The organism is Zwartia vadi, assembly GCF_030410375.1.
In the GTDB taxonomy this organism is placed as follows: Bacteria; Pseudomonadota; Gammaproteobacteria; order Burkholderiales; family Burkholderiaceae_B; genus Zwartia; species Zwartia vadi.
Map to the genome: position 1 here is coordinate 101467 of NZ_JAUHHE010000005.1, position 26736 is coordinate 128202.

The window sequence follows — 26736 nt, forward strand, 5'->3', positions numbered from 1 at the left end:
AATTAATATGGCTCAACAAAAAGATCGCATCGCCGCCGCGTTTGACCGCGCAGCAACCCAGCAACGCGCTGCGCTGATTCCTTATATCGCAGCGGGTAACCCACTGCCTGCAACCACGGTGCCTTTAATGCATGCACTCGTAAAAGCGGGCGCCGATGTGATTGAGCTCGGTATTCCTTTTTCAGATCCCATGGCTGATGGTCCCGTCATTCAGCGAGCCGCCGAGCATGCGATTGCCCAGGGCATTGGCTTGAAGCATGTGCTGTCAATGGTTGCTGAGTTTCGTCAGCATGATCAGGAAACACCGATTGTCTTGATGGGTTATGCCAACCCGATTGAAAATATCGGTCAGCAAGCGTTCGCCGAGCAGGCAGAGCAAGCCGGTGTGGATGGGCTGTTGACAGTCGATTATCCTCCCGAGGAGATTGATGATTTTGTCGGCTTGCTCAACAAGCACCACATCGCCCCGATTTTCTTGCTGGCTCCGACTTCGACTGAGGCACGGATTCGTGCAGTCGGAAAGATCGCGCGTGGTTACGTCTACTACGTCTCGTTGAATGGTGTGACGGGTGCCGGCCATCTGGACACCGCGGATGTAGCGATGCGTCTCAAAGGCATCCGCCAGCATGTTGCCCTTCCAGTGGGCGTAGGTTTTGGGATTAGCGACGCAAAAAGCGCGCAAAGTATCAGTCTGGTTGCTGATGCCGTTGTGATTGGTAGCAAACTGATCGACACCATGACCAAGGCTGCTGCGGGTTTGCCGATCGAAAAGCAGTCTCAGGCTGCAATTGACGCAGGCGCTGGCTGGCTAGCCGGCATACGCCAGGCAATGGATGTCGCACGCCATGCGGAGCATGCGAAATGAGTTGGCTCGGAAAGCTTCTCCCTCCTCGCATCAACAAAGCGCCTGCACAGGAAACACCCAGCAAGCGCGTCCCCGAGGGGCTTTGGGTAAAATGTCCCTCGTGCGAGTCTGTTCTCTACAATGAAGACCTCGCGGCAAACCTACATGTTTGCCCGAAGTGTGATCACCATATGCGTATTGGCGCGCGTGCGCGAATCGAGTCCTTGCTTGATATCGAAGGCCGCGTTGAAATTGGTTCCAATACCCGTTCAATGGATCCGCTTAAGTTTAAAGATTCGCGCAAGTACCCCGAACGTGTCCAAGAAGCAGTCCGTCAAACAGGTGAAACGGATGCCTTGGTGGTGGTCAGTGGCGCCATTCGGAATGTGTCGTGTGTCTTAGCATGTTTTGAATTTGAATTCATGGGTGGCTCGATGGGTTCAGTCGTCGGAGAGCGTTTTGTTCAGGGCGTCCAAGCAGCAATTAAAAATAAAGTGCCTTTCATTTGCGTGGCTGCCTCAGGTGGCGCACGGATGCAGGAGAGTTTATTTTCATTGATGCAGATGGCTAAAACGAATGCCATGTTGACGCGTTTAGCCGAGGCAAAGCTGCCTTTCATCAGTGTCCTGACCGACCCCACGATGGGTGGTGTGTCGGCAAGCTTCGCGTTCATGGGCGATGTCGTGATTGGCGAGCCCAAGGCACTGATTGGCTTTGCAGGCCCGCGCGTGATCGAGCAGACCGTGCGCGAGAAGCTTCCCGAGGGTTTTCAGCGCTCGGAGTTCCTGCAACAAAAAGGTGCGATTGATATGGTTTTGGATCGACGTCAACTGCGCGAGGAACTCGCGCGTTTGATGGCAATTATGACGAATCAGCCCGTCGATAGCGTTGCAGCAGCTTAAATTCGGATCAAGATAAAAGCTGGGTCAAGAAAAAAAGCTGAGCCAAGAAAAAGGCGTATCAACTGAGTTGATACGCCTTTTTTACTGAGCGCTCAAAAGCTTATAAGAAGCTTATAAGCGGGTCGTCTCTACCTGAACCAATGGCTCGTTAGAAATCACCGCGCGGGGCTTAGGCTCGCGACCAAGCTTGACCGGCACGATTCGTTGGCTGGCCATCGCTTGCGCCACGCGAACAGGATCACTCTCTACCCACTGCAGACCAGCGCGTTGCACAATTGCATGCAGCGTTGCTTTGTCAGCAGGTGCGACCGGAACCACAATCGGAGCAGAGGAGGCTGTTGTCGTCTGAACAGGCGCCGGTTCTGGTGCAACTTGAGGCGTTACAGGTGCAGGTGCTGGTTCAGAAATGACTGCGGTGGCTGCGGTTTGGATCGGTGCGGCAATCGGTGCAGCGATCGGTGCAGCAACAGGAGCCACAGCGATCGGTGAAACAGCAGGAGGAGTCGCAGCTGCTACAGTAGCCTCAGGTACCGGGGCAGATGTAACAGGAGCTGATGCAACGGGCGTCAGAGCAGTGGCAGGTGCTTGCGAGGTGTTTGAACCGGGCTCAACATAGTTGACCGGCGCAGCTGAAAGCCCTTGGCTCGACACATGGTTGTAGCCATCAACTTCTTGCGATTGATCATCGCGGCTGTCCATGCTCGTGCCTTCCTCTGCGCCACGACGACCGCGACGACTGCGGCGACGACGGCGTTTGCGCTCTGGATCGGCCTGATCGGCATCATCCTCTGCAAAACCCTGAGCATCCAGACCTTGTTGAAGGTTGGCTTGGTCATCAGAAAGCTGTGCAACAGAGGGTGTTGGACGCGCAGCCTGGGGGCGACGCTCGGTGGCAGCGGGAGCGGCTGTATCCAATGCATTGGCTGACAGGCCTTCTGTCTGCTCTGTGCGGACATCACCTGTGTCTTCGCGACGGTTGCGACCGCGGCCACGACGATTGCGGTTGCCACGTGGGTTCTCGTCACCTTGTTCGGCGCTTTCGATGCGGGCTTGAGGCGCGCGCTGGGTGAGTTCGTCTTTTGGAGGTCGGCGTGAATCGGCTGTCGCTGTTTCGCCAGTTGCCGGGCGACTCTCGCCACGGTTGTCCGGACGACGTCCACGCCCACCACGATTACCGCCGCGTCGGTCACCTTGAGCGGAACGGCCGCGATCGCGGGAGTCGGAGGGCTTGGGGGCCTCCTCTTTCTTGTCGGCAGAGGAACCACCCGTGAGCCAGCCAAACAAGCGTGAGAACAAGCCAGGGGTGGCAGGCGTTTCAGCTTTCTTGGCAGGCGTGGAGGAAACCGGTGCAGGCTGCGATGGAGTGATGCCTTTGACGAGCGCTTCGGGCTTGGCTTTGATTTCCTGCTCTTTGGGTGCCCAACTCATGTCGGTCGAGGGTGCATCCACGAGATCAAAGCTGGTTTTGATATCCTCAAGACGTGGATCATCATGACGCAGACGTTCGATATGGTGATGCGGCGTTTCGAGATGGCGGTTGGGGATCAGGATCAAGTTGACCTTGAGGCGCGTCTCGATTTTGGTGATATCCGAGCGTTTCTCATTCAACAAGAAAGTCGCCACATCAACCGGCACCTGCGCGTGCACGGCCGCTGTGTTTTCTTTCATGGCCTCTTCTTGGAGCAAACGCAAGACTTGCAAGGCGCTGGACTCTGCATCACGGATCACGCCTGTGCCATTACAGCGCGGGCAGGTGATGTGAGATCCCTCGTTTAGGGCGGGTCGCAGACGCTGACGGGAAAGCTCCATCAGGCCAAAGCGGGAGATTTTGCCCATCTGAACGCGTGCGCGGTCAAAATGCAGCGCATCACGCAGACGGTTTTCGACCGCGCGCTGATTTTTGGTGTCTTCCATATCGATAAAATCGATCACGATCAGACCACCCAAATCTCGCAGACGCAGTTGGCGGGCGACTTCGTCGGCAGCTTCCTGGTTGGTGCGCAGGGCTGTTTCTTCGATATCGGCACCGCGAGTCGCGCGGGCAGAGTTCACGTCCACCGCGACCAAGGCTTCGGTATGATCAATGACGATCGAACCGCCGGAGGGCAGTTCGACTGTGCGCGAGTACGCTGTTTCAATCTGGTGTTCGATCTGGAAGCGCGAGAAAAGAGGGACATCGTCGCGGTAGCGTTTGACGCGCTCGACGTTATCCGGCATCACCACGCTCATAAAAGCGGTTGCTTGGTCCGCAATATCGTCCGTATCGATCAAAATCTCGCCAATATCAGGCGAGAAATAATCTCGGATTGCGCGAATCACCAGACTCGATTCAAGATAAATCAGGATCGGTGCGGGGTTTTCTTTGGCGGCACCATCGATGGCCGTCCAGAGTTGCATCAAGTAGGACATGTCCCACTGCAGCTCCTCGGCATTGCGACCGATGCCGGCTGTACGGGCGATGATGCTCATGCCGGGAGGGATCGTCAGTTGATCCATGGCTTCACGCAGCTCTTGGCGCTCTTCGCCCTCGACGCGACGCGAAACACCGCCGCCACGCGGGTTATTGGGCATCAGAACCAGGTAGCGACCGGCGAGCGAAATGAAGGTAGTCAGTGCCGCGCCTTTGTTGCCGCGCTCTTCTTTTTCGACCTGAACGATCAGCTCTTGACCTTCGCGCAGCGCATCTTGAATGCGCGCGGCACGAACGTCCACGCCTTCTTTGAAATAGCTGCGTGCGATTTCTTTGAAGGGTAAAAAGCCGTGACGGTCTTCGCCGTAATTGACGAAACAAGCCTCGAGGCCAGGTTCGATGCGGGTAATGACACCTTTATAGATATTGCCTTTGCGTTGTTCGCGTCCGGCGATTTCGATATCAAGGTCGATCAGCTTTTGCCCATCGACGATTGCAACGCGTAGTTCTTCTTGGTGCGTCGCGTTAAACAACATGCGCTTCATGAGAGGGTTTCTCCATTTAAATGGCGCGCCGGAATTCGACGCGCAGCCACGGGTTGTTGGCTGCGAAACACAGAAGCAGGCAAGGAGGACGCGCACCCTTGTTGAGGGCGAACGAAGAAAAGGTCTTTAGACCGGCACGGTGCGCCCTGAGGCGCGAGGTTCATTCAGCAGGAAGGTCAGAGTCACAATAGTGGTTGACGAAAAAAAGATGCTGAGAACAACATCAGGCGGATAAGTGTCAAACGCCTGGTGCAGGGATACGACGGTTTCTTGCTATTAATCTTGCACTTAATTCAGTATTGCGCGCGGCACGAAGGGAAATGTCATCTCGGCGCGGGCGAAACGTTAATACGTCGCAACAACGCGCTTCAAGAGCATCCCGGTCTAGCCGACGACCAGCAACCCAGAAGGAAAGAAAGCAAGCGGTACAATACAAACATCGTGCAGTGCGCGATCCGGACGGAGACGCTACAACATGCTGCATCTCAACGCAGGAGGGCTTAACAACCCGGCTTTCTTAACCCTTTTAAGGCTTCGCCGATTATAAGCCGCTTTTGCTGATGCGCAAAGATTCCATACCCCCCACACATAAAACTGCCGCCGAGGCCCCTGTCGTCAGGATGGTCGAGGTCACTGAAGAGCATGACGGTCAGCGACTGGACAATTTCCTTATGCGCCTGTGTAAAGGCGTTCCCAAAAGCCACATCTATAAAGCTGTCAGAGGGGGAGAGGTTCGGGTCAATAAAGGACGCGTTGCGCCGGATGCCCGACTGAGTCTCGGAGACCTTGTGCGCGTTCCGCCCATGAGATTGCCTACGCCAGATGAGAAAAGATCCGTTCCCGGCAGCGAGTTTCCGATTGTTTTCGAGGACGAAGGCTTGTTGGTGATTGATAAACCAGCCGGAACAGCTGTTCATGGTGGTAGCGGGGTCTCTTTTGGTGTGATTGAAGCCTTGCGCGCAGCCCGGCCTGGCGCTAAATTTCTTGAGCTCGCGCATAGGCTGGACCGTGATACCTCGGGATTATTGATCATCGCCAAAAAAAGAAATGTTTTGCTCGCTTTGCATGAAATGTTTCGTACAGGCGGAGGAAGAAAGCATTACTTAGCCTTGGTTGAAGGGGATTGGGTCAATGCGCGTCAGCACATCCGACTGCCACTGGTTAAATGGACGACCCAGAGCGGCGAGCGTCGCGTCAAAGTCCAAGCCGAAGGCCAGGTTGCTCACACAATTGTGAGTGCGCAACGTCGCTTTAATGGCTACAGTCTGGTCGACGCAGAGCTGCGAACGGGGAGAACACACCAAATTCGGGTGCATTTAGCCTCGAGCGGATTCCCGATCGTGGGTGATGATAAATATGGGCGTGATGAAACCCGCGCCCAATTCAGTAAGTTAGGATTCTCAAGAATGTTTTTGCATGCCTGTCGATTGGAAATGCCCCATCCACTCACCCAAGAAACGATGGTGCTTGAGGCGCCTTTGCCGCCGAGTTGCGAAAATATCCTCCAAAAACTGGAGGCGAGATGAAACCCTATTCCGTGATTGTGTTCGATTGGGATGGCACCCTGATGGATTCGACGCACAGCATTGTTGCGGCGATACAGGGAGCGTGTCGCGATCTCGAGCTACGCGTACCCACTGCCCAGGAGGCTGCGTGGGTCATCGGCTTGTCGCTCGAACCCGCGTTGAGACGCGCGGTGCCGGACTTGAAGGCCTCGATGGAGCCCTTTTTTCTGGAACGCTATCGTTATCATTACCTGGCAAAAGACAAACAGCTCAAGTTATTTGACGGCGTACCCGAAATGCTCAGTGACTTGCAGGCCGCAGGGGCCACGTTGGCGGTTGCAACGGGCAAAAGCCGCGTGGGCCTGAACCGTGCCCTGGCTGCCACGTCTTTACATGGCGCGTTTGCGGCCACCCGGACCGCCGATGAGACCTTCGGTAAGCCTCACCCAGGCATGCTTCTGGAGCTGATCGATGAGTTGATGGTTGAGCCTGAGCAAATGGTGATGGTCGGGGATACCTCGCATGACTTGACCATGGCCGCCAATGCTGGTGTCCACGGGATTGGCGTGGCATACGGTGCCCATCCAGAAGATGAACTTCGAGCCTGTCCCCATCACACGATTGCGCCCGATGTATCGAGCTTGCACCAGTGGTTGCGTGAACGTATCGCTTAATCCCAAGAACAATGGGTGATTGAAGCGCCTGAAGTGTGTTCCAATCTTTAGGAATATTCCTAATAAGGAGCTCCAGATGCCTGTTTACCGTTACCCACGTATACGCGCCAGTGAAATCACGCCCGAAGAAATTTGGGAAAGTCGACGTCAATGGATGAAAGCCGCTGGAGCTTCCGTTGCAGCGGGTGCCCTCGCTGGTTTGCCTCAGATCGCATCTGCTGCCAGCCTGGCAAAGCTCGATGCTCAGCGCTCCACCCAATATGTGTTGATGGAGCCCGTCACGCCGGAAAAAGACGCGACCACCTACAACAACTTCTTTGAGTTTGGCATGGATAAGGATGATCCAGCCAAATACGCGCACAAAATGCAAACTTCCCCATGGAAGCTTCGCGTGGAAGGCGAGTGCGCTGCGCCCAAGACGTTTGATATTGATGATTTGCGCAAGCTTGCCCCTCTCGAAGACCGCACCTATCGCATGCGTTGCGTTGAGGGTTGGTCAATGGCGATTCCCTGGATTGGCTATTCAATGTCGGAGTTGATTAAGCAAGTGCAACCGAACGGCAACGCCAAGTTTGTGGAATTTGTGACGGATATGCAGCCCAAAAATATGCCTGGCTTGCGGACCCGTTCAGTCGACTGGCCTTACCGTGATGGTTTGCGCATGGACGAGGCGATGCATCCGCTGACGATGCTAGTGATGGGGATGTACGGAAAAGTCCTGCCAAACCAGAACGGTGCGCCTGTGCGTATGGTTGTGCCGTGGAAATATGGATTCAAGTCTGTCAAGTCCATCGTGACGATTCGTCTGCTGGAAAAGCAGCCAGTCGGTAGCTGGGAGCAGTCCCAACCCTCTGAGTACGGGTTTTACTCAAATGTGAATCCTGAGGTGTCGCATCCTCGTTGGAGTCAGGCAACCGAGCGCAGGATTGGCGAAGACGGCATTTTTTCTCCTAAGCGCAAAACGCTGATGTTTAATGGATACGCGAGCGAAGTGGCCTCCCTTTACGCAGGGATGGACTTGCGTAAAAATTATTGAGGCAGGGCGTGCAGACGCTCTCTTCCAAAACACTTGACCGCGCAAAGCCCCTGCTTTTTTTAGCGGGGCTTTTTCCTTTGCTCAGATGGGTGGTGCTTGGTTATCAACAAGCTCTCACGGCGAACCCCGTCGAATTTTTGACCCGCTCGTCCGGTACATGGACGTTAGTGTGCTTGCTTGTCACACTTGCCATCTCACCTCTTCGTCAGTGGCTCAAACAACCCGCTTTGTTACGTTGGCGACGCATGTGCGGCTTGTTCACTTTTTTTTACGCGGTGTTGCATGCCTTGTCCTGGGCCTGGTGGGACCAAAGCTTTGAGTGGATGCCGATGCTCGCGGATATTTGGAAAAGACCTTTTATTTTGGTGGGGGCGGCGGCATTTTTAACCATGACCTTGTTGGCCATTACCTCGACACATGGTTGGATGCGCAGGTTGGGCAGACACTGGCAGACTTTGCATCGTTCTATTTACTTGATTGGAATATTGGCCATTTTGCATTACTGGTGGCATAAGCAAGGTAAAAATGATTTTGATACGGTCTTGATTTATGCCGCGGTGCTTGCCCTTTTGCTGGCGTGGAGGGTCTACCGCGCATGGTTTAAAAAGCGCATGTAAGTCTCTGCGGTTAAAAAAGATCGCGTTAGAGACCAGAGCCTGAAGTTGGCAAGGCCATCAAGCGCGCAGCGGTTTGAGGATCAGGGCGACTAGTGACCAAATCTGGTCTGTAATGCATCTGAAAGGCGCCGATGGCGGCCAAGGTGCCTGCATCAAAATAATTAGACTCCGGGACCTGATAGCCCACGCGCTTAAGTTGTTTTTGAAACCAGCCGGCATCTGGATAGCCTGTACGAATGAAGTTGGCCTCGTATTTTGCGGCGGCTGCCTCGTCAAACCAGCGCCCGACGCCCGCTTGAGCGAGTTTTTTCCAGGGGAAAGAAGGACCCGGATCAATTTTTCGCATCGGTGCGATGTCACTGTGTCCGACGATATTTTCCGGGGCGATGCTGTGACGTTGGGCGATCTCCTTGGTGAGCGCGATCACTGCGGCAATTTGGGTATCGGAGTAGGGCATACCTTTATCCCCCTTGCTATTGCGTGTCCACCCGGGATGCACAATCTCGATGCCAATCGAGCGTTGATTGATGAATGTCTTGCCATACCAGCTGCTATCGCCCGCATGCCATGCGCTTTTGTCTTCGTTGACCAAGCGATAAACGACCGGCGGTTTGTCGTCGCTCACAACGTAATGTGCGCTGACATCGCGATTGGTGAGTGTCATCAAGGCGCTGGGTTTGGTCGAGGCGGTGTAGTGCAGGACAATGATATCGACACGACCACTTTGCCCGCGTGATTTCATTGAATCATCAAAGCGGAAAGGCCCGCTGACTTGAGAGGCGCAGCCAGAAAGCAACAACACGAGAAGCCATACGCTCAGACGTGAGTAAAAAGTGCTGAGTGGTGAGACAAGCGTTAGCATCAGGCAGCCTGAAATAAAAAGAGGGTAGGGTGTTTGTCCAGCACGGGGATCGGTTGATTTTTCCATTGCGAGACAGTCAGGGTGCGCACCCATTCATCTCGGGTAGTGACCGAACGAGCAACACACAAACGCGTATTGCCCTTGAGATGTTCGATCAGGCTAGCAAACATTGCTTGGTTGCGATAGGGGGTTTCAATTAAAAGCTGTGTTTGTTTTTGTTTCGCCGAGGCTTGTTCCCATGCCTTGAGTTGCTTGACCCGCTCGACAGGCTCAACAGGAGCGTAACCATGAAAGGCAAAGCGCTGACCGTCCAGGCCGCTGGCCATGAGCCCCAGCAGAATTGAAGATGGGCCGACCCAAGGCTTGACGCAGACTCCCCATCTGTGGGCTAGGGCCACTGCGTGCGCACCAGGGTCCGCAACGGCGGGACAGCCCGCATCCGAGACCAAACCAATATCCTGTCCAGCTTTAAGTGGTGCGAGCCAGGCCTCGAGCGCAGCCTCGTCAACCCGCGCATTGAGTTCATGAAGCGTAATGTCTTGTAGGGGATGGGCCAAGGGAGTCAGTTTTAAAAAGGCCCGGGCGACTTTGGCGTTTTCAACAATATAAGTTTTGAGCTTGCCCGCTTGCGCTTGCGCGTGAGCAGGCAGCCAATCATCGATGGGTGCCTCACCCAGACCAACGGGTATCAGGTGTAACGTGCCGTAGCCACTCTTACTCGATGGTGGCAGGCGACTGGATATGGGGGCTGAGTGAGAGTCGGACATCGTTAAATTTTGTCAGTAGGGGAGGTGTGTGGCAAGCGGGCATGATCAAGTGGATCGAGCCCAAACTGAGCGAGCAGACGAGTCAGTTCAATTAAGGGGAGGCCGATGATCGCGGTCGGGTCGGAGCTTGCCATGCTTTGCATCAAAGCGATGCCCAGAGACTCGGCTTTTGCGCTACCAGCCGTATCAAAAGGCGTATCGATCGTGAGGTAGCGATCGATGGCATCGTCACTTAACGGTCGAAATACGCAGGTGGTCGGCACCTCAGTTGTCTCGGCGCGCTGGTCCAGGACGACACACATCGCGCTGTGAAAGACCACGGACTGACCAGATAAAGCGCGCAACTGCATCTTGGCGCCTGCCCGGTCACCCGGCTTGCCGACTGGGGTACCGTGCAACGAGGCAGCCTGGTCTGCCCCGATCACAATGTGGCCGGGGTAGTGTGCTGCGACCGCCTGCGCTTTGGTCTGTGCCAGGCGTAAAGAAAGTGCTCTTGGGTTCTCATTCGGGCCTGGTGTTTCATCTACATCTGGCGAAACCGTAAAGAAAGGAATTCTTAGTCTTGAGAGAAGTTCACGACGATAAGGTGAGCTGGAGGCAAGAATCAGTGGGTACGTCACCGTGGTTAAAGCCTAGTTTCAAATTGACGATGTAGGGGAAAACACGCTATTATCTCTTGCTTTGCTGGGCTTTTGTTGTAGTTCAGATGCCAGCGAACTGATCACGGCGATTGCGGAGGCGAGTGATTGTGTCAGAGGATCTTAACGCTGCATTCAGATTGGGTATTCCGCCGATCGTTGATGCGTTTGATTTTGCTCGTCGCGGGCAGGTTTTGAAAGGCGCCTTCAGTGTGCACCGCTTAGATCGGTTGCTCGAGGGTTTGCCGGAACAGCCTGTGGCCGAGTTGACTGTGCTCGATGGGGCGCCTGCTGTGCCTGGCGTCGTGAGATACGTGATTGAGGGCAGACGAACCAAGGACGACAAGTCCGAACTCGTTTTGCAGATACAAGCTAATTTAGTACTCGAGTGTCAGCGTTGTTTAGGGGCTCTCGTGTTGCCGATTGATCGGCAAACAGTATTTGAACTGGTGCGGCGTGAGTCGGATCTTGGCGATGAGGATATCGACGAGGATGATTTGGACCGACCAGAAAAGATAGTCGGATCTCCCAAGTTTAACTTGTGTGATCTAGTTGAAGATGAATTAATTTTAGAAGTTCCCTATGTCCCGCGACACGAAATTTGTCCGGAAACAGCGGATTTGGATGCGCAAGCCGAAGAAGAAGCTGGCAGGGAAGAGCCCCTCTCGCCTTTTGCGGTGTTGAGTCAGCTCAAAACCAAGGGTCAGTAGTTATTACTAAGACGGTTGGCGTACAATTCGCCATCCCACAGGAGTTGTCATGGCTGTTCAGCAAAACAAAAAATCCCCGTCCAAGCGCGGTATGCACCGTTCGCACGACTTTCTGGTTAATCCCCCAACGGCAATCGAGCCTAATACGGGAGAGCAGCACTTGCGTCACCACATTAGCCCCACAGGCTTTTATCGTGGTCGCAAAGTCCTCAAGACCAAGACAGACGAATAACACGCGGTTGACGACGGGATTACCGCGTCCAAACGCGCTGCGTTGCATCATCCGTGGCCTCCGACATTCGCATCGCGATAGATTGTATGGGTGGTGACGAGGGTATCCCCGTCACTGTTCCTGCTGCGTTTGATTTTGCCCAACGCTTTTCCGATACGCATTTGCTTTTAGTTGGCCTGCCCGAGGAAATCGAGCGGGCCGTTGCCGTTTGCTCCAAACGGTATCCTGAGGTTTCCTCTGCGCGTTACACAATTGTTTCTGCGACAGAAGTCGTGACGATGGATGATCCTGTCGAGGTCGCATTGCGTCGCAAAAAAGACTCATCCATGCGTATCGCTGCACAAGCCGTAAAGGACGGTCATGCGGATGCATGTATTTCAGCTGGAAATACTGGCGCGTGGATGGCTATCACGCGCTATGTTCTCAAAACGCTGTTTGGCATCGATCGCCCCGCGATCGCGTCTGCCTTGCCCAATCAAAAGGGTGGTGCAACGACCATGCTCGACCTTGGTGCGAATGTGGATTGCACGCCAGAGCATTTGTTGCAGTTTGCCATCATGGGAACGGCTCTGGCCCAGGCCGGTCTTGCAAACCATGCGCCATCGGTCGGACTGCTTAACATCGGCGAAGAGGTCATCAAAGGTAACGATATCGTCAAGCAGGCGGGTGAATTACTGCGTCAAAGCTCCCTGAATTTTTACGGCAACGTCGAGGGAGACGATATCTTCAAGGGCACCGTGGATGTCGTGGTGTGCGATGGTTTTGTGGGCAATGTCGCGCTCAAGTCTGCCGAGGGCGTGGCACGCATGATGTCTGTGATGGTGCGAGAAGAGTTTGGTCGCAATCCATTCACCAAGTTACTTGGTCTGGTTGCAATGCCTGTTCTGTCAAAATTTCGTCGTCGCGTCGATAATCGCCAATACAATGGCGCGGCTTTGTTGGGTTTGCGTGGTGTTGTCATCAAAAGTCATGGTTCAGCGGATGCGTTTGCTTTTGGTTGCGCGCTAGAGCGCGCCCGCGAGGCAGTCAGGACCGGCCTGTTGAAACGCACTGCCGAGGCGATTGCCCAGTTAACACATTCACAAGTCGAAGCACTGTCTTCGACTCAAGCGGGAGACTCCGAATGACACAGGTCATGCCTTATGCGCGCATAGTCGGTTCAGGCAGTTTTTTGCCCCCGCGCATCGTGACCAATGATGATTTGGCTGCAGAGTTGGCAACCCGCCAGATTGAAACGTCAGATCAATGGATCACCGAGCGCACAGGTATTCGTCAACGCCACCTTGCTGACAAAGGCATGACGACCAGTACATTGGCCACCGAAGCAGCGCGCCGCGCGCTCCAGGATGCCGGTGTGAGCGCGAGCGAGGTGGATTTAATCATCGTCGCAACCTCGACGCCCGATTTCGTCTTTCCAAGTACTGCTTGTCTTGTGCAGGCCAATCTTGGCAATAAAGGTGCTGCGGCCTTCGATGTCCAGGCCGTGTGCAGCGGCTTTGTTTATGGACTGACCACCGCAGATAGTTTTATCCGTGCCGGGCGGGCGCGTTGCGCGCTTGTGATTGGCGCCGAGGTATTTTCCAGTATTCTCGATTGGAGCGACCGTTCCACTTGCGTGTTATTTGGTGATGGCGCGGGTGCAGTGGTACTTAAAGCAAGTGATGCCCCGGGCATTATGGCCGCCGAATTGCACGCAGATGGTAGCCAGATGAACATTTTATGTGCGGCTGGCAATGTTGCTTTTGGACAGGTGACGGGTGATCCGTTTTTGCGTATGGATGGCCAGGCTGTCTTTAAACAAGCTGTGACTGTGCTCGATCGTTCCGCGCGCTCGGTCACCGAGCAGTCGGGTATCGCGTTGTCCGAGGTTGACTGGCTGATCCCGCATCAAGCTAATCTGCGCATTTTGACTTTCCTCGCTAAGAAACTGGATATTCCCGTTGAAAAAGTCGTGATTACCGTCGATCAGCATGCAAACACTTCGGCGGCGAGCGTTCCTCTTGCGTTTGATGTGGCGCGTCGCGATGGGCGTATCAAGTCCGGGCAGCTTGTCTTGATGCAAGGCGTCGGGGGTGGGTTTACCTGGGGGTCGGTACTGGTGCGCATGTAGCAAATACTTGTAACAATCGCTCGCCACACAGGCATGTGACGATTCGTATTGATTGCGCATGGTGTAAGGTTCTATTTTGAATGTTCGACTAATTTTTCTGACAGCGACAACATGAAATTTGCATTCGTATTTCCCGGTCAAGGCTCACAGTCTGTTGGCATGATGGATGCTTGGTCAGGCCATCCCGCAGCCATGCAGGTGATCGCCGAAGCCTCTGCAGCCTTGGGTGAGGATCTCGGTGCGCTGATGGCGCAGGGACCTGCAGAGCAGTTAAGCTTGACGACCAATACTCAGCCGGCGATGTTGACAGCTGGGGTCGCCATGTTCGAAGCCTGGCGTGCCGCAGGTGGGCCCCAGGCATCCTTGATGGCTGGACATAGTTTGGGTGAATATGCTGCGTTGACCGCTGCAGGCGCCTTGTCGCTGGCCGATGCTGTCCGGATTGTTCGGGTGCGTGCAGATGCCATGCAAGCTGCTGTGCCAGTTGGTACGGGTGCCATGGCTGCCGTACTAGGTCTTGAGGACGATGCAGTGCGTGCGGCCTGCGCCGAGGCCGCTCAAGGTCAGGTTGTAGAAGCCGTCAATTTCAATGCCCCGTCTCAGGTTGTGATCGCTGGTCATGCCGATGCCGTGCAACGCGCGATTCAGGCGGCCAAGGCTGCCGGAGCAAAACGCGCGATGCTTTTGCCAGTCTCCGCACCGTTTCACTCAAGCTTGCTGAAACCCGCTGCAGAAGTGCTCCAAGGTGCGCTTGCAGGGATAGAGGTTCGCACCCCGCAGGTTCCAGTGATCAACAACGTGGATGTGGCAATTGAACAGGCGCCGGATGCGATTCGTGATGCTTTAGTGCGTCAGGCTTGGCACGCGGTCCGTTGGGTCGAAATTATTCAAGCCATGCGCGGCCAGGGCATCACCCATGTGGTGGAGTGCGGCCCCGGCAAGGTGTTGACAGGCATGGTCAAACGTATTGACCCGGATTTGGTGGCTCTTTCCGTCACCGACCCAGAGTCCATGCAAGCCGCGCTCGACGCGCTGGCAGCCGCTTAACGCTCAGCTCAAGGAACCTGTCATGGATCTCAAAGATAAAGTCGCACTCGTAACGGGCGCCTCGCGTGGAATCGGCCGAGCCATTGCGCTTGAGCTGGCTGCTCGAGGCGTTAAGGTCATTGGAACTGCAACCACAGAAGCTGGAGCCTTGGGGATCACGGACATGCTCGCGGCCCTTGGTGGTCGAGGTGTCGTGCTCAACGTGACAGATGCGGCAGGCTGTGAAGCCTTGCTGGACGAGCTTGGTAAAGACGCGGGCGGACCCCACATTCTGGTCAACAATGCGGGCATCACCCGTGACAATCTGACCATGCGGATGAAAGACGAAGACTGGGATGCCGTGTTGCAAACCAATCTCAGCGCAGTATTTCGTTTATCCCGTGGCGTCATGCGCAACATGATGAAGGCCCGTTGGGGGCGTATTATCAATATCACGTCGGTGGTCGGCTCTAGTGGTAATCCCGGACAGGCAAATTACGCAGCAGCCAAGGCGGGTGTCGCAGGAATGAGCCGCGCGCTGGCACGCGAGTTGGGTAGCAGAGGCGTCACGGTAAATTGTGTTGCGCCCGGTTTTATTGAGACTGACATGACGAGCGCATTGGATGAAAATCAGACTTCGGCGCTCTTGGGCCAAATTCCGCTTGGACGACTGGGTTCGGCCAGCGATATCGCGCACGCGGTGGCGTTTTTAGCGTCACCTCAAGCAGGCTACATCACAGGCACGACATTGCACGTCAATGGCGGCATGTACATGTAATAGGTTTTTTTTCTTCCGGTTGGCTATAATTCGCCGGACTTTTCCCCTTTGGAGATATGCATGGAAAGCATCGAACAGCGCGTCAAAAAGATCGTCGCTGAACAACTTGGCGTAAACGAAGCCGAGATCAAGAACGCATCTTCCTTTCTTGACGACCTCGGTGCCGATTCGCTCGACATGGTTGAGTTGGTCATGGCACTCGAAGACGAGTTCGAAACCGAAATTCCTGATGAAGAAGCAGAGAAGATCACGACCGTACAACAGGCCGTGGACTACATCACTTCCAATTCCAAGTAATTTTTTCGGTATACGGGCTTTGTCTGTATACCGAGCACATCCCACAAGGATTGTGCGCTCAAGGTTCAGGCGGTTAGGATAATCTGCAATGCTAGGATGGAGCTTCAGGTTCCGGTTTCCTTGCGTCAGGTTGCTTGGCCGCCATTATCATATTTGAGGAGTGCTCCGTGAAGCGACGTGTCGTCATTACAGGTCTTGGTATTGTGAGCCCGGTGGGTAACGATATTGCCACGGCCTGGGACAATATCGTTAACGGTCGGTCAGGTATCGGACGGATCACACGCTTTGATCCCAGTGCGTTCAATGCCCACATTGCCGGCGAAGTTAAAGGTTTTGACATCACCCAACTGATTCCCGTCAAAGAGGCGCGGACGATGGATACTTTTATCCATTACGGCATCGCGGCGGGTATTCAGGCCTGGAAAGACTCCGGTTTGGAAGTCACCGAGGCCAATGCTGAGCGTGTGGGTGTGATCGTGGGCTCCGGCATAGGCGGCTTGCAGCGTATCGAGGAGACTCAGACCGAGTATCTCGAGCGTGGACCCAGACGTATTTCTCCTTTTTTCGTCCCCGCCTCCCTCATTAACCTGATTTCAGGCCAGCTCTCCATCATGTTGGGCTTTAAGGGCCCTTCTTATGCTGTGGTATCGGCTTGTACAACGGGCTTGCATTCGATTGGCGATGCGGCGCGCATGATTGAATACGGTGATGCCGACGTCATGATGGCAGGCGGCGCAGAGTCAACTGTTTCCCCGTTGGGTATTGGTGGTTTCGCCGCTATGCGTGCCTTGTCCCAGCGTAACGATGATCCCACTACGGCCTCGCGTCCATGGGACCGCGACCGTGACGGCTTTGTCCTCGGAGAAGGCGCAGGTGTATTGATTCTCGAAGAGTACGAGCACGCTAAAAAACGCGGCGCGCGTATTTATGGCGAGTTTGCTGGCTATGGCATGAGCTCGGACGCCCATCATATTACGGCGCCTGATCGCGACGGCCCTCGCCGCGGGATCGTCAACGCCCTTCGTAACGGCGGGATCAACCCCGATCAAGTCCAGTATGTGAATGCCCACGGTACATCAACACCTCTTGGTGACAAAAACGAAACCGAGGCGCTCAAACTGGCTTTCGGTGACCATGCCAAAAAGCTGGTGGTGAACTCCACCAAGTCGATGACCGGTCATTTGCTCGGTGCAGCTGGCGGTATTGAGGCGGTTTTTGCCACCCTTGCCGTGCATCATCAGATTTCACCCCCAACCATCAATATTTTTAACCAGGACCCTGAGTGCGATCTGGATTACTGTGCGAACACTGCACGTGAAATGAAAATCGATGTCGCTCTCTCGAACTCCTTTGGTTTTGGTGGTACGAACGGCTCAATGGCCGTGCGCCGTATTTGACGTCAGAGCACCCCTCACCCGATTGCCTTGTCCCGCTTACTCAGCCTAGCTGGGTAGTGGGCCTTCATTGCGTGTTGCTTGGCATAGCCTGCTGCGCACTTGTTTTCTCTGCCCTTGAACTGGGCGCAGATCTATGGCAGTCTGGCCTTCTTGCGGCAGGCACCATATTGGTGCATTCCGTGTCTCGACGGCGTCAAAAAACACTTGAGGGCAGAGTGTTGGTTATTTGGCCAGACAGGCCATGGCAACTTGCTTTATTTTCGGAAAAAACCGGTCTGACTGATAGCATAGAGGTTGTTGTCAAAAAGCGTTGGCATCATATTTTTGGACTGAGCCTGGGTTTGAAATTACACAAATACCCCCATAACACTTCACAGACCCTGATTATGGTGGTCTGGAGACAGTGCTTGAGTTCGGCGATGTTTCGAGAGCTTGCGCTTCAGAGCGCTCGCCAGCTCGATGCCGCCGGATATCGTTCTAAAGGGGATGTAGCTTGAGTGAGCGCGACGTAGACGCTGAGTTAGTGGCGCGCGTACAACGCGGGGACAAACAGGCTTTTGACCTGTTGGTCTTGAAATATCAGAGAAAAATCATGCGCTTACTGTCGCGGATGATCCGCGACCCTGGTGAAATTGAAGATGTGGCTCAGGAAGCCTTTATTAAAGCCTATCGCGCATTGCCTCAATTTCGAGGCGAAAGTGCCTTTTATACTTGGCTTTATCGTATTGCCATCAATACCGCCCGCAACTGGCTGGCTCAAAATAATCGACGTCCAAGTACGCCTTCTGCACAAGAAAACGAAGAAGGTGAAACTTTTGACGCAACTGACAACCTAACAGACAGTAGCAATCCGGAATCGGAGATGGCGAGCCGGCAAATTGCCGATACGGTTAATAAAGCCATTAATGATTTGCCCGAAGAATTACGAAATGCGATTGTGATGCGTGAAATTGATGGAATGAGTTACGAGGACATTGCAGAAAGCATGAATTGTCCGATTGGCACGGTACGTTCTCGAATATTTCGGGCTCGCGAAGCCATCGCAACACGTCTGCGTCCATTGGTCGGTGATACCGGCGATCGGCGTTGGTAAGGAGTTCAACGATGAAACAGTCTAACGAGATAGCAAACATGAATCAGTCAACCCAACAGGCCCATCATGCGATTTCAGCTTGGATGGATGGTGATGCGGAAACTGACATGCCCGAGCACTTGAGGTCTGCTGAGGGCAAGGCGACTTGGGAGCTCTATCATTTGATTGGCGACACGTTAAGAACCCCAGCCCTAGCCATGCCGACCACGCATTCCTTGCAGAGTCGTATCTCTCGTGCGCTGGAACAGGAGCCAGCGATCATCGCTGCTCCCAAGCCCGATTCAAACACAAACACCTCCCCGGTACGTTCAGTTGCAAACGGTTCACATTTTTGGTCCCGTAATTTTTTGCCCGGCATCGCGATGGCTGCCGCCGTCGCCTCGGTGATCTGGGTCGCCAAGCCCTTTTTGCTTCCTGAATACTCAGAGCCTGCCGGGCAAGTTGCAGAGGCCTCGACTTCTCAGGTGGTTCGTCCTACTGAAGTGGCTTTCAACACACCTGATATCCGTGATTATGTGAGTACGCACCGCGACATCTCCGGTCCCGCGAACGTTCGACAAGTGTCATTTGGAGCCATGCGGTAATGTCGCGCAAGTTTGGTTGTGCTCTGACGCTTATGTTGGTGAGCGCAAGTGCGCTCAGTCAGCCATCTCCAGCGACGAGTTCCGTTCAGCAAGCAACTGCTGCGCCACTCGCGCAAGCCTTGACTGATCAGTCCAAGCTCAATGACATCGTTCGACAAATCCAGCATGCTGCCCGCACCCTGAACTACGTCGGGGTGTTCGCTTTTCAGCAAGGCGAGCGGTTCGAGTCGTCGCGAATCACGCATTTGTTTGACGGAAAAAATGAAAAGGAGCGTATCGAGGTGCTCGATGGCGCGCCGCGTGAGTACTTGCGCTTTAACGATGAAGTACAGGCTTTGATGCCGGATCGCAAACTCGTGTTGCTGGAACGTCAGCGTGGTGATCGGTTTCCTGGCTTGTTGTTGAACAATGCACAATCGTTAGAGAAAAATTACAGCGTGCGTTTTGCGCCGGATCTTCTGCGTATTGCCGGGCGGCCTTGTCGCGGGATCGAGATTACGCCGCGCGATACGCATCGTTATGGCTATCGCTTGTGCGCGGATCTTGACACCAATTTGTTGCTTAAGGCGCAGATGGTAGGACATGATGGTGTGGTTATTGAACAAGTTGCCTTTACGCAAGTCACGATTGGCGCAGACATCACGGAATCCATGCTTGCGCCAAGCTGGGTGACAACTGATTGGCGCAAAGTGCGCGCTCAGCACTCTACTGTCGACGTCTTTGCGCAAGGATGGCGTATCCCTGCGCCTGCAGGCTATGTTGCCACCTCTCAAGTTGAAAGAATTTTTTCTAACAATAAACGAGTCAATCAACTTGTTTTGTCAGACGGTCTTGCAACGATTTCAATTTTTATTGAACCTTATTTGCCAGAACGGTCTGAGTATGAACCCCAAGGCGCTGCGCGTAGTGGCTCAGTGAATATCTTCGGGATCAAAGTAGCAAACTTCTGGTTGACTGTTCTGGGTGAAGTGCCGGCCGAAACTCTTGAACAGTTGGCTCAGTCAATTCAATACGTTCCGCCAGTGTCCGCACGCTAATACGTGGCGAGCACTGAGTCGGAAGGTTTAAATCGGAGTTCATGATGCAAGATCAGTCTCATTCATATCTGTATCAGCCTGTTGATCGCATGCGTCGCATGATGACAACTTTAATGATGGCCATGGCCTTGGTTCTGGGCAGCTTGCAGCTTGCGCCTGTTCAAGCACGCGGCACGGGTTTGCCAGACTTTACAGCGATTGTTGAAAAAGCTGAACCCGCTGTGGTCAATATTCGCACCACTGCAAAGGTCTCCTCGCGTGGAGGCTCGGGGGGTGGTTCAGGTGGTGTGCCCGGACAGGATCCTTACGAGTTGTTCAGACATTTTTTCGGCCCTGACTTTGTGCCACCAGGCGGACGTCAAGGTCCTCAGCAAGGCCAGCGTGGCCGACGTGCTGAACCAGAAGAGCGTTCCGTTCCTCGAGGTGTGGGATCGGGCTTCTTTATCTCGGCCGATGGTCATTTGTTGACAAATCATCACGTCATCGCGGGTGCGACAGATATTTTTGTCACCTTGACAGATGGGCGCGAATTCAAGGCGACTGTGATCGGGAGTGATCAGCGCACCGATGTGGCGTTGCTCAAAATCGATGCCAAGGATATGGCTACCCTGCCAATTGGTAACGCCAAGAATTTAAAGAAAGGTCAATGGGTCCTGGCAATCGGCTCCCCCTTTGGTCTGGAGTCAACGGTGACCTCCGGCATCATCAGTGCGCTTGGTCGTGAAACAGGTGACTACCTGCCTTTCATCCAGACGGATGTCGCGGTCAACCCCGGAAACTCCGGTGGTCCGTTACTGAATCTCGACGGTCAGGTTGTTGGTATTAATGCACAGATTGTGTCCCGAAGCGGTGGATTCATGGGTATCTCTTTGGCGATCCCGATTGAAGAAGCCATGCAGGTCGTAGATCAGCTCAAGTCCTCTGGTCGAGTCACGCGTGGACGTATCGGTGTACAGATCGCCGAGGTCAGCAAGGATGTGGCGCAGGCCATTGGTTTGCCCAAGGCAGAGGGTGCACTGGTCAGTGGCGTGGAGCCAGACGGTCCAGCTGAAAAAGGTGGCATTATGCCCGGTGATGTCATTTTGAAGTTTGACGGCAAAACGATCTCCCGCATGTCTGATTTGCCACGACTGGTTGGTCAAACCAAACCGGGTGCTGTTGCGCCTGTTGAAGTCTGGCGCAAAGGCAAGACTGTCAAGCTGAGGGTCACAGTGGCCGAACTCAAACCAGAGAAAACAGCTGAGGCGCCTGCTCCTAAGGAAAAACCCGCCGAGGCACAAACAGTCGTGCTGGGTATGTCGGTTGTGCCAGTGAGTGCGGACGCTCAGAAAAAGCTGCGTATAAAGGGTGGTGTGCAGGTCACCTCGGTTGAGGCACCTGCCTCGACTGCGGGAATCGCTGAGGGTGACATTATCCTGGCTGTCAATGATAGCGATGTCACGAGCCCTGAGCAGTTCGCCAAGCTCATCTCGGGTCTGGACAAGTCCCGTCCAGTCGGTCTGATGGTGCGTACGGGTGATCAAACCCGTTGGGTTGCAGTGACACCCGCCAAATAAGTGCAAGAACGGCTAGAATAGGGGTTTGCCGCAAAAGGGGCGCAGGGCGCCCCTTTTGCTTGCTAGCTCGCTTACTTTTCAGGTGTTATGCAGCATATTCGCAATTTCTCCATCATTGCCCACATCGACCATGGCAAATCCACATTAGCGGATCGACTGATCCAGCGTTGCGGAGGCTTGGCGGATCGTGAAATGTCCGCCCAGGTGCTCGACTCCATGGATATCGAGCGTGAGCGCGGCATCACCATCAAGGCCCAGACTGCTGCGCTGCATTACAAAGCGCAGGATGGCAAGATTTACAACCTGAATTTGATTGATACCCCTGGGCACGTCGACTTCTCTTACGAGGTGAGTCGGTCCTTGTCAGCCTGCGAGGGTGCTTTGCTCGTTGTGGATGCCTCGCAAGGTGTGGAGGCTCAAACGGTGGCCAATTGTTATACCGCCATTGAGCTCGGTGTCGAGGTTGTTCCCGTTTTGAACAAAATGGATTTGCCACAGGCCGATCCAGATAGCGCGCGTGCCGAGGTCGAAGAGGTCATTGGCATTGATGCCACTGACGCTATTCTGGCCAGCGCCAAGACAGGCATGGGGATTGATGACATTCTCGAGGCTGTTGTGGCGCGCATTCCTGCACCGCAGGGTGATCCTGACGCGCCTTTGCAGGCATTGATTATCGATTCTTGGTTTGACAACTATGTTGGCGTTGTCATGCTGATTCGCGTTAAAAATGGCGTGCTCAAGCCCAAAGATAAAATTTCTTTCATGGCAACGGGCGCCGTGCATTTGTGCGAGCAGGTTGGTGTTTTTACCCCAAAGTCAGAGCCGCGCAAATTTCTTTCTGCTGGTGAAGTGGGTTTCGTCATCGCGGGTATCAAGGAGCTTGCGGATGCCAAGGTGGGTGACACGATTACCCTGCTGGCCAAACCCGCAGACGCGCCGCTGCCAGGGTTCAAAGAGGTGAAGCCACAGGTGTTTGCCGGACTCTATCCGGTCGAAAGCAGCGAATACGATCAGTTGCGTGACTCGCTTGAAAAACTCAAGCTTAATGACTCCGCGCTGATGTACGAGCCCGAAGTCTCGCAAGCCCTCGGGTTTGGTTTCCGTTGCGGCTTTCTTGGACTCCTGCATATGGAAATTGTCCAGGAGCGACTCGAACGCGAGTTCGATATGGACATCATCACGACGGCACCGTCCGTGGTGTACGAGGTGGTGTTGCGTGATAACTCGGTCATCCATATTGAAAGTCCTTCAAGAATGCCCGAGGTTGGCAAGTATCTCGAGGTGCGCGAGCCGATCGTGACCGTGACATTGTTCATGCCTCAAGAATATGTGGGCACGGTGATGACCTTGTGTAACAACAAGCGTGGCGTGCAGCTCGATATGACCTACCACGGCCGTCAGGTGCATCTGCATTATGAAATCCCGCTTGCCGAGATCGTGCTCGACTTCTTTGACAAGCTCAAATCTGTCTCGCGTGGTTATGCCTCGATGGATTACGAGTTTAAAGAGTATCGGGCAGCCGATGTGGTCAAGGTTGATTTGTTGATCAACAGTGACAAGGTTGACGCGTTGTCGACAATTTGTCATCGCTCCAATGCACGCTATCGAGCGCGCGAGGTGGTTTCACGCATGCGCGAGTTGATCCCACGTCAGATGTACGATGTGGCCATTCAGGCCGCGATCGGAGCCGAAATCATTGCGCGTGAAAACGTCAAGGCGCTGCGTAAAAACGTGCTCGCCAAGTGCTACGGCGGTGACATCAGCCGCAAGAAAAAACTGCTTGAAAAGCAGAAGGCCGGTAAAAAGCGCATGAAACAAGTCGGTAGCGTCGAAATTCCCCAGGAAGCTTTCCTTGCGATTTTGCAAGTTGATGACAAATAATTTTTTCGCAAGGTTGAATTGATGAGCTGGAACTTTGCACTGATTCTTTTTATCGCTCTAGTGGTGACTGGCGTGATCTGGGCCCTGGACAAGTTTGCCCTCAGGCAAAAACGTCATGCGCGGATGATGCAGGCGATCGAGTTGGCTCGACCCAGTTGGGCCGCGCTGCCAGACGATGAAAAGCGCAGCAGAGAAGAGCAGATCCGCGCCGAGCTCGGTAAGCAACCCTGGTGGGTGGAGTATGGCGCAAGTTTTTTTCCAGTCATCTTGTTTGTTTTCGTGCTGCGTTCTTTCATTGTCGAACCGTTTCGCATTCCTTCGGGTTCGATGTTGCCTACGCTTCAATCCGGTGATCTGATTTTGGTGAACAAGTTTTCTTATGGCTTGCGTTTGCCTGTGCTCAACGAGAAGGTGATTCCAATCGGCGAGCCTGCGCGTGGTGACGTCATGGTGTTTCGCTATCCTGTTGATCCTTCAGTCGATTACATCAAGCGAGTGATTGGTCTGCCTGGCGATGAGGTTGCTTATCTCGATAAACGTCTCTATATCAACGGCAAAGAGGTTCCACGCAAGCGGGATGGCGAGTATTTTGAGCCGGATCGTGTGGCATATACAGCACAGTTCACGGAGTATCTCGGAGAGAAGCCTCACCAGATATTGCTAGATGAGCGAAGATGGCAGGATTTAGGGCCGACTTCGAGCTTTCCGCATCGTGAAAAGTGTGAATATCTTAGAAATGGCATGCGCTGCACCGTGCCGGCGGGTGTTTACTTTATGATGGGTGACAATCGCGATAACAGCCTGGACAGTAGATTTTGGGGTTTTGTGCCCGAGGCGAATATCGTTGGTAAAGCTTTCTTTATCTGGATGAATTTTGGGAACCTAGGTCGAATCGGTCCTTTCCATTAAATCACTCAGATCCTTGTCACCCGTTTGATGTTACCCGCTTCATGCCTTTGGCCGCCCTTGAGACTTCGCTAGGATATAAGTTCGTCAAACCTGCTCTGCTTGAGCAGGCTCTGACGCATCGCAGCCATGGCGCGCGTCACAACGAGCGTCTGGAGTTTCTGGGTGACTCGGTGTTGAACATGGCGGTGGCCGCTTTGCTTTTTAATCACTACGGCACGCTCGACGAAGGAGACTTGTCTCGCGTTCGCGCCAATCTGGTTAAACAGGCTTCGCTGGCCGACATCGCGCAAAAGCTCGATCTGTCAAAGTTTCTCAGGCTGGGCGAAGGCGAACTCAAAAGTGGTGGCTTCAGGCGTCCTTCCATCTTGGCGGATACGTTCGAGGCCATATTAGCCGCTGTCTATCTCGATGGCGGTTTTGTTGCAGCCCAAGAGTTGATTGAACGTTTGTACAAGCCGATTTTGGCAAGCGTCGATCCCTTGACTCTTGGCAAGGATGCCAAAACTCTGTTGCAAGAGTTTCTCCAGAGTCGCAAACTCGCCTTGCCCTTATACAGTGTCGTTGCCACGCATGGTGCGGCGCACAGCCAGCAATTCGAAGTCGAGTGTGCGATCCCCTCGCTAGAGATCAAGGTCACTGCGCCAGGGTCGAGCCGTCGCGCTGCCGAGCAGTCGGCTGCCAAGCTCGCACTCGAGGCTGCCGAGACTGCGAGTCCCACCCCAGTTAAAAAGCGTTCTACCCGGGCGCGCAAAACGGCACAACTCACGCTGCCGGTTGCGGTCGCTCAGGAACTTAAATGACAGAACATACAGACACAAATCATTCCAGTACGGCCAAAGATACCCCTTACCGTTGCGGTTTTATCGCAGTCGTGGGACGTCCGAATGTCGGTAAATCGACACTGACAAATGCGCTGATTGGCAGCAAGATTTCAATCGTCTCGCGCAAAGCGCAAACTACACGTCATCGTATCCAAGGCGTCCTCACGCGCGAGCATGAGCAGTTTGTCTTTGTCGACACGCCAGGCTTTCAGACACGCCATGGCGGCGCGATGAACAAAATGATGAACCGCGTGGTCACACAGACCCTTGCGGACGTGGACGTGGTGTTGTTTGTGGTCGAAGCAGGCAAGTGGTCACCCGGCGATGAAAAGCTTTTATCTTTGTTGCATCATCCGGAGCGTACGATTCTTGTGATCAGTAAAATCGATCAGCTTAAAAATCGTGATGAACTCTATCCCTTTGTCGCAAAGATCGCCGCTCAGTTCAAGTTCGACGCGGTAGTGCCAGTCAGCTCGACTAAGCGCCATCAGCTTGATCAGTTGCTCGACGAAGTTGCCAAGCGTTTACCGGAAAACGAACCATTTTTTGATGCCGACACACTGACTGACCGGCCGATGCGTTTTATTGCAGCAGAGTTGATTCGCGAGAAAATCTTTCGCCTGGTCGGTGACGAGTTGCCCTACGGTTGTACGGTTGTCATTGAGCAATGGGAAGAAACCGCTAAAGGTGCGCATATCAACGCCTGTGTGATCGTTGAACGTGACAGCCATCGGCCGATTTTATTGGGCGCAGGGGGTGGGCACATGAAACGGATTGCATCCGAGGCGCGCCAGGATATGGCAAAGCTCATGGATAAACCTGTCCACCTTGAGGTCTATATCAAGGTGCGCAAGGGTTGGGCTGAAAAAGAAAGCAGCCTTCGCGACTTGGGATATGAGTAGACGCGTTCTTCGTGTCCTTGAAACGCCAGGCTATGTGTTGCATGCCACAGCCTGGAGAGAAACCTCTCTGATTGTTCAAGCCTTTTCAAGAGATCATGGCTGGGTCAGCATGGTCGCTAAAGGCGCTAAACGGCCGCACTCCGTATTGCGACCTGCTTTATCCGTTTTTCAGCCGCTTTTGCTGTCATGGACAGGCTCAGGTGAAATCAAAACCATGACGCGCGCTGAGTGTGCGGGTGTCCATGCTTTGCCAGGATCCGCCATGATGTCCTGTTGGTATATGAACGAATTGTTATTTCGTTTGTTGCCGCGCGAGGATCCCCACCCGGGCTTGTTCGATGCCTATGTGATTGCTTTGCAACGGTTAGCGGCTGGTCAACCCGCTGCAGGAGCCTTGAGACGTTTCGAGTGGATTTTGCTCAAAGAAACTGGCTATGGGCTGGATGCCGAAGAGCCTGATTTTGATGATGCGCAGAGTGAGCCGTCCTTGCGGGCATTATTGCGGGAGCGTTTGTCCGAGCATTTGGCGGGCCGTCCGCTGACCACCCGCCAAGTCTTGGTTGCCCTGCAGCGTTTTCAGCCAGCCAAGTCAGCGAGCTGAGG

At 54.0% G+C, this 26736-nt stretch carries 28 protein-coding genes; 24 read left to right on the forward strand and 4 right to left on the reverse strand.

Annotation, left to right across the window (positions count from 1 at the left end; all coding sequences use genetic code 11):
* Nucleotides 1–7: 7 nt before the first annotated feature.
* On the forward strand, nucleotides 8–865 hold the full coding sequence (trpA, locus tag QWY27_RS05820) for a tryptophan synthase subunit alpha (protein WP_290195632.1): 858 nt from the start codon (nucleotides 8–10) through the stop codon (nucleotides 863–865).
* A complete protein-coding gene (gene accD / locus QWY27_RS05825) occupies nucleotides 862–1746 on the forward strand; it encodes an acetyl-CoA carboxylase, carboxyltransferase subunit beta (protein WP_290195633.1) in 885 nt (294 codons plus the stop codon). The genes trpA and accD overlap by 4 nt, the downstream gene beginning before the upstream one ends.
* 111 nt (nucleotides 1747–1857) lie before the next feature.
* Here accD and QWY27_RS05830 read toward each other — a convergent pair whose 3' ends face one another.
* Nucleotides 1858–4701 carry an Rne/Rng family ribonuclease gene (locus QWY27_RS05830; RefSeq protein ID WP_290195635.1) on the reverse strand — a complete coding sequence of 948 codons (2844 nt, stop codon included), beginning with the start codon at nucleotides 4699–4701 and terminating at the stop codon, nucleotides 1858–1860.
* Between the two features lie 560 nt (nucleotides 4702–5261).
* Between QWY27_RS05830 and QWY27_RS05835 the strand changes: the two genes are divergently transcribed.
* The 4 genes from QWY27_RS05835 (at nucleotide 5262) to msrQ (ending at nucleotide 8533) form a co-directional block, all read left to right on the forward strand.
* The gene (locus QWY27_RS05835) at nucleotides 5262–6227 is read left to right on the forward strand and encodes an RluA family pseudouridine synthase (RefSeq protein WP_290195637.1); all 966 of its coding nucleotides are present in this window, start codon (nucleotides 5262–5264) and stop codon (nucleotides 6225–6227) included.
* A complete protein-coding gene (locus tag QWY27_RS05840; protein ID WP_290195639.1) occupies nucleotides 6224–6880 on the forward strand; it encodes an HAD-IIIA family hydrolase in 657 nt (218 codons plus the stop codon). Before QWY27_RS05835 ends, QWY27_RS05840 begins: the two co-directional genes overlap by 4 nt.
* Nucleotides 6881–6956: 76 nt before the next feature.
* Entirely contained in the window at nucleotides 6957–7916 is a 960-nt protein-coding gene (gene msrP / locus QWY27_RS05845; RefSeq protein WP_290195640.1) for a protein-methionine-sulfoxide reductase catalytic subunit MsrP, read from the forward strand.
* Nucleotides 7917–7924: 8 nt separating this feature from the next.
* Complete coding sequence (gene msrQ, locus QWY27_RS05850) at nucleotides 7925–8533, forward strand: protein-methionine-sulfoxide reductase heme-binding subunit MsrQ (RefSeq protein ID WP_290195642.1); 609 nt, start codon at nucleotides 7925–7927, stop codon at nucleotides 8531–8533.
* A 25-nt stretch (nucleotides 8534–8558) separates the two neighbouring features.
* Here the strand turns inward: msrQ and QWY27_RS05855 are convergent, their stop codons facing one another.
* Genes QWY27_RS05855 through QWY27_RS05865 form a run of 3 tightly spaced genes read right to left on the reverse strand, consistent with a single transcriptional unit; the run spans nucleotide 8559 to nucleotide 10782 of the window.
* Complete coding sequence (locus QWY27_RS05855) at nucleotides 8559–9395, reverse strand: N-acetylmuramoyl-L-alanine amidase (RefSeq protein WP_290195862.1); 837 nt, start codon at nucleotides 9393–9395, stop codon at nucleotides 8559–8561.
* Nucleotides 9395–10162: an SAM-dependent methyltransferase gene (locus QWY27_RS05860; protein WP_290195643.1), complete on the reverse strand. Its 768-nt coding sequence runs from the start codon at nucleotides 10160–10162 to the stop codon at nucleotides 9395–9397. The genes QWY27_RS05855 and QWY27_RS05860 overlap by 1 nt, the downstream gene beginning before the upstream one ends.
* Before the next feature lie 2 nt (nucleotides 10163–10164).
* Entirely contained in the window at nucleotides 10165–10782 is a 618-nt protein-coding gene (locus QWY27_RS05865) for a Maf family protein (RefSeq protein ID WP_290195645.1), read from the reverse strand.
* Nucleotides 10783–10910: 128 nt separating this feature from the next.
* Here QWY27_RS05865 and QWY27_RS05870 point away from each other — a divergent pair, with 128 nt between their 5' ends.
* The 18 genes from QWY27_RS05870 (at nucleotide 10911) to recO (ending at nucleotide 26734) form a co-directional block, all read left to right on the forward strand.
* Complete coding sequence (locus QWY27_RS05870) at nucleotides 10911–11510, forward strand: YceD family protein (protein WP_290195647.1); 600 nt, start codon at nucleotides 10911–10913, stop codon at nucleotides 11508–11510.
* 49 nt (nucleotides 11511–11559) lie between these two features.
* Complete coding sequence (rpmF, locus tag QWY27_RS05875) at nucleotides 11560–11742, forward strand: 50S ribosomal protein L32 (protein WP_028816958.1); 183 nt, start codon at nucleotides 11560–11562, stop codon at nucleotides 11740–11742.
* Between the two features lie 86 nt (nucleotides 11743–11828).
* Nucleotides 11829–12869 (forward strand): phosphate acyltransferase PlsX, encoded by a 1041-nt coding sequence (plsX, locus tag QWY27_RS05880; RefSeq protein WP_435433450.1) that lies wholly within the window; start codon nucleotides 11829–11831, stop codon nucleotides 12867–12869.
* Nucleotides 12866–13852, forward strand: a complete 987-nt coding sequence (locus QWY27_RS05885) for a beta-ketoacyl-ACP synthase III (RefSeq protein ID WP_290195651.1) — start codon at nucleotides 12866–12868, stop codon at nucleotides 13850–13852. Before plsX ends, QWY27_RS05885 begins: the two co-directional genes overlap by 4 nt.
* Before the next feature lie 111 nt (nucleotides 13853–13963).
* Nucleotides 13964–14899 carry an ACP S-malonyltransferase gene (gene fabD / locus QWY27_RS05890; protein WP_290195653.1) on the forward strand — a complete coding sequence of 312 codons (936 nt, stop codon included), beginning with the start codon at nucleotides 13964–13966 and terminating at the stop codon, nucleotides 14897–14899.
* Nucleotides 14900–14921: 22 nt separating this feature from the next.
* Nucleotides 14922–15656 carry a 3-oxoacyl-ACP reductase FabG gene (gene fabG, locus QWY27_RS05895; RefSeq protein WP_290195655.1) on the forward strand — a complete coding sequence of 245 codons (735 nt, stop codon included), beginning with the start codon at nucleotides 14922–14924 and terminating at the stop codon, nucleotides 15654–15656.
* Nucleotides 15657–15716: 60 nt separating this feature from the next.
* On the forward strand, nucleotides 15717–15953 hold the full coding sequence (gene acpP, locus QWY27_RS05900; RefSeq protein WP_259661820.1) for an acyl carrier protein: 237 nt from the start codon (nucleotides 15717–15719) through the stop codon (nucleotides 15951–15953).
* Nucleotides 15954–16120: 167 nt separating this feature from the next.
* On the forward strand, nucleotides 16121–17350 hold the full coding sequence (gene fabF / locus QWY27_RS05905) for a beta-ketoacyl-ACP synthase II (RefSeq protein WP_290195663.1): 1230 nt from the start codon (nucleotides 16121–16123) through the stop codon (nucleotides 17348–17350).
* Nucleotides 17351–17529: 179 nt separating this feature from the next.
* Nucleotides 17530–17847 carry a hypothetical protein gene (locus QWY27_RS05910; RefSeq protein WP_290195665.1) on the forward strand — a complete coding sequence of 106 codons (318 nt, stop codon included), beginning with the start codon at nucleotides 17530–17532 and terminating at the stop codon, nucleotides 17845–17847.
* Nucleotides 17844–18443 carry an RNA polymerase sigma factor RpoE gene (rpoE, locus tag QWY27_RS05915; protein ID WP_290195667.1) on the forward strand — a complete coding sequence of 200 codons (600 nt, stop codon included), beginning with the start codon at nucleotides 17844–17846 and terminating at the stop codon, nucleotides 18441–18443. Before QWY27_RS05910 ends, rpoE begins: the two co-directional genes overlap by 4 nt.
* Nucleotides 18444–18454: 11 nt before the next feature.
* Nucleotides 18455–19027 carry a sigma-E factor negative regulatory protein gene (locus QWY27_RS05920; RefSeq protein ID WP_290195669.1) on the forward strand — a complete coding sequence of 191 codons (573 nt, stop codon included), beginning with the start codon at nucleotides 18455–18457 and terminating at the stop codon, nucleotides 19025–19027.
* Complete coding sequence (locus QWY27_RS05925) at nucleotides 19027–20064, forward strand: MucB/RseB C-terminal domain-containing protein (protein ID WP_290195671.1); 1038 nt, start codon at nucleotides 19027–19029, stop codon at nucleotides 20062–20064. The genes QWY27_RS05920 and QWY27_RS05925 overlap by 1 nt, the downstream gene beginning before the upstream one ends.
* Before the next feature lie 89 nt (nucleotides 20065–20153).
* Nucleotides 20154–21620: a Do family serine endopeptidase gene (locus tag QWY27_RS05930; protein WP_435433451.1), complete on the forward strand. Its 1467-nt coding sequence runs from the start codon at nucleotides 20154–20156 to the stop codon at nucleotides 21618–21620.
* Nucleotides 21621–21707: 87 nt separating this feature from the next.
* Nucleotides 21708–23501: a translation elongation factor 4 gene (gene lepA / locus QWY27_RS05935; RefSeq protein WP_290195673.1), complete on the forward strand. Its 1794-nt coding sequence runs from the start codon at nucleotides 21708–21710 to the stop codon at nucleotides 23499–23501.
* 21 nt (nucleotides 23502–23522) lie between these two features.
* On the forward strand, nucleotides 23523–24410 hold the full coding sequence (gene lepB, locus QWY27_RS05940; protein WP_290195674.1) for a signal peptidase I: 888 nt from the start codon (nucleotides 23523–23525) through the stop codon (nucleotides 24408–24410).
* 41 nt (nucleotides 24411–24451) lie between these two features.
* The gene (rnc, locus tag QWY27_RS05945; RefSeq protein ID WP_290195692.1) at nucleotides 24452–25210 is read left to right on the forward strand and encodes a ribonuclease III; all 759 of its coding nucleotides are present in this window, start codon (nucleotides 24452–24454) and stop codon (nucleotides 25208–25210) included.
* Nucleotides 25207–26133: a GTPase Era gene (gene era / locus QWY27_RS05950; protein WP_290195694.1), complete on the forward strand. Its 927-nt coding sequence runs from the start codon at nucleotides 25207–25209 to the stop codon at nucleotides 26131–26133. Before rnc ends, era begins: the two co-directional genes overlap by 4 nt.
* Nucleotides 26126–26734 (forward strand): DNA repair protein RecO, encoded by a 609-nt coding sequence (gene recO / locus QWY27_RS05955; RefSeq protein ID WP_290195696.1) that lies wholly within the window; start codon nucleotides 26126–26128, stop codon nucleotides 26732–26734. The genes era and recO overlap by 8 nt, the downstream gene beginning before the upstream one ends.
* Nucleotides 26735–26736 lie beyond the last annotated feature (2 nt).

Bases quoted from the DNA above. Each gene is read 5' to 3' on its own strand.
- trpA (WP_290195632.1), top strand. From the start codon at position 8: ATGGCTCAACAAAAAGATCGCATCGCCGCCGCGTTTGACCGCGCAGCA.
- accD (WP_290195633.1), top strand. From the start codon at position 862: ATGAGTTGGCTCGGAAAGCTTCTCCCTCCTCGCATCAACAAAGCGCCT.
- QWY27_RS05830 (WP_290195635.1), bottom strand. From the start codon at position 4,701: ATGAAGCGCATGTTGTTTAACGCGACGCACCAAGAAGAACTACGCGTT.
- QWY27_RS05835 (WP_290195637.1), top strand. From the start codon at position 5,262: ATGCGCAAAGATTCCATACCCCCCACACATAAAACTGCCGCCGAGGCC.
- QWY27_RS05840 (WP_290195639.1), top strand. From the start codon at position 6,224: ATGAAACCCTATTCCGTGATTGTGTTCGATTGGGATGGCACCCTGATG.
- msrP (WP_290195640.1), top strand. From the start codon at position 6,957: ATGCCTGTTTACCGTTACCCACGTATACGCGCCAGTGAAATCACGCCC.
- QWY27_RS05855 (WP_290195862.1), bottom strand. From the start codon at position 9,395: ATGCTAACGCTTGTCTCACCACTCAGCACTTTTTACTCACGTCTGAGC.
- QWY27_RS05860 (WP_290195643.1), bottom strand. From the start codon at position 10,162: ATGTCCGACTCTCACTCAGCCCCCATATCCAGTCGCCTGCCACCATCG.
- rpmF (WP_028816958.1), top strand. From the start codon at position 11,560: ATGGCTGTTCAGCAAAACAAAAAATCCCCGTCCAAGCGCGGTATGCAC.
- plsX (WP_435433450.1), top strand. From the start codon at position 11,829: ATGGGTGGTGACGAGGGTATCCCCGTCACTGTTCCTGCTGCGTTTGAT.
- QWY27_RS05885 (WP_290195651.1), top strand. From the start codon at position 12,866: ATGACACAGGTCATGCCTTATGCGCGCATAGTCGGTTCAGGCAGTTTT.
- fabD (WP_290195653.1), top strand. From the start codon at position 13,964: ATGAAATTTGCATTCGTATTTCCCGGTCAAGGCTCACAGTCTGTTGGC.
- fabG (WP_290195655.1), top strand. From the start codon at position 14,922: ATGGATCTCAAAGATAAAGTCGCACTCGTAACGGGCGCCTCGCGTGGA.
- acpP (WP_259661820.1), top strand. From the start codon at position 15,717: ATGGAAAGCATCGAACAGCGCGTCAAAAAGATCGTCGCTGAACAACTT.
- QWY27_RS05920 (WP_290195669.1), top strand. From the start codon at position 18,455: ATGAAACAGTCTAACGAGATAGCAAACATGAATCAGTCAACCCAACAG.
- QWY27_RS05925 (WP_290195671.1), top strand. From the start codon at position 19,027: ATGTCGCGCAAGTTTGGTTGTGCTCTGACGCTTATGTTGGTGAGCGCA.
- QWY27_RS05930 (WP_435433451.1), top strand. From the start codon at position 20,154: ATGCGTCGCATGATGACAACTTTAATGATGGCCATGGCCTTGGTTCTG.
- lepA (WP_290195673.1), top strand. From the start codon at position 21,708: ATGCAGCATATTCGCAATTTCTCCATCATTGCCCACATCGACCATGGC.
- lepB (WP_290195674.1), top strand. From the start codon at position 23,523: ATGAGCTGGAACTTTGCACTGATTCTTTTTATCGCTCTAGTGGTGACT.
- rnc (WP_290195692.1), top strand. From the start codon at position 24,452: ATGCCTTTGGCCGCCCTTGAGACTTCGCTAGGATATAAGTTCGTCAAA.
- era (WP_290195694.1), top strand. From the start codon at position 25,207: ATGACAGAACATACAGACACAAATCATTCCAGTACGGCCAAAGATACC.
- recO (WP_290195696.1), top strand. From the start codon at position 26,126: ATGAGTAGACGCGTTCTTCGTGTCCTTGAAACGCCAGGCTATGTGTTG.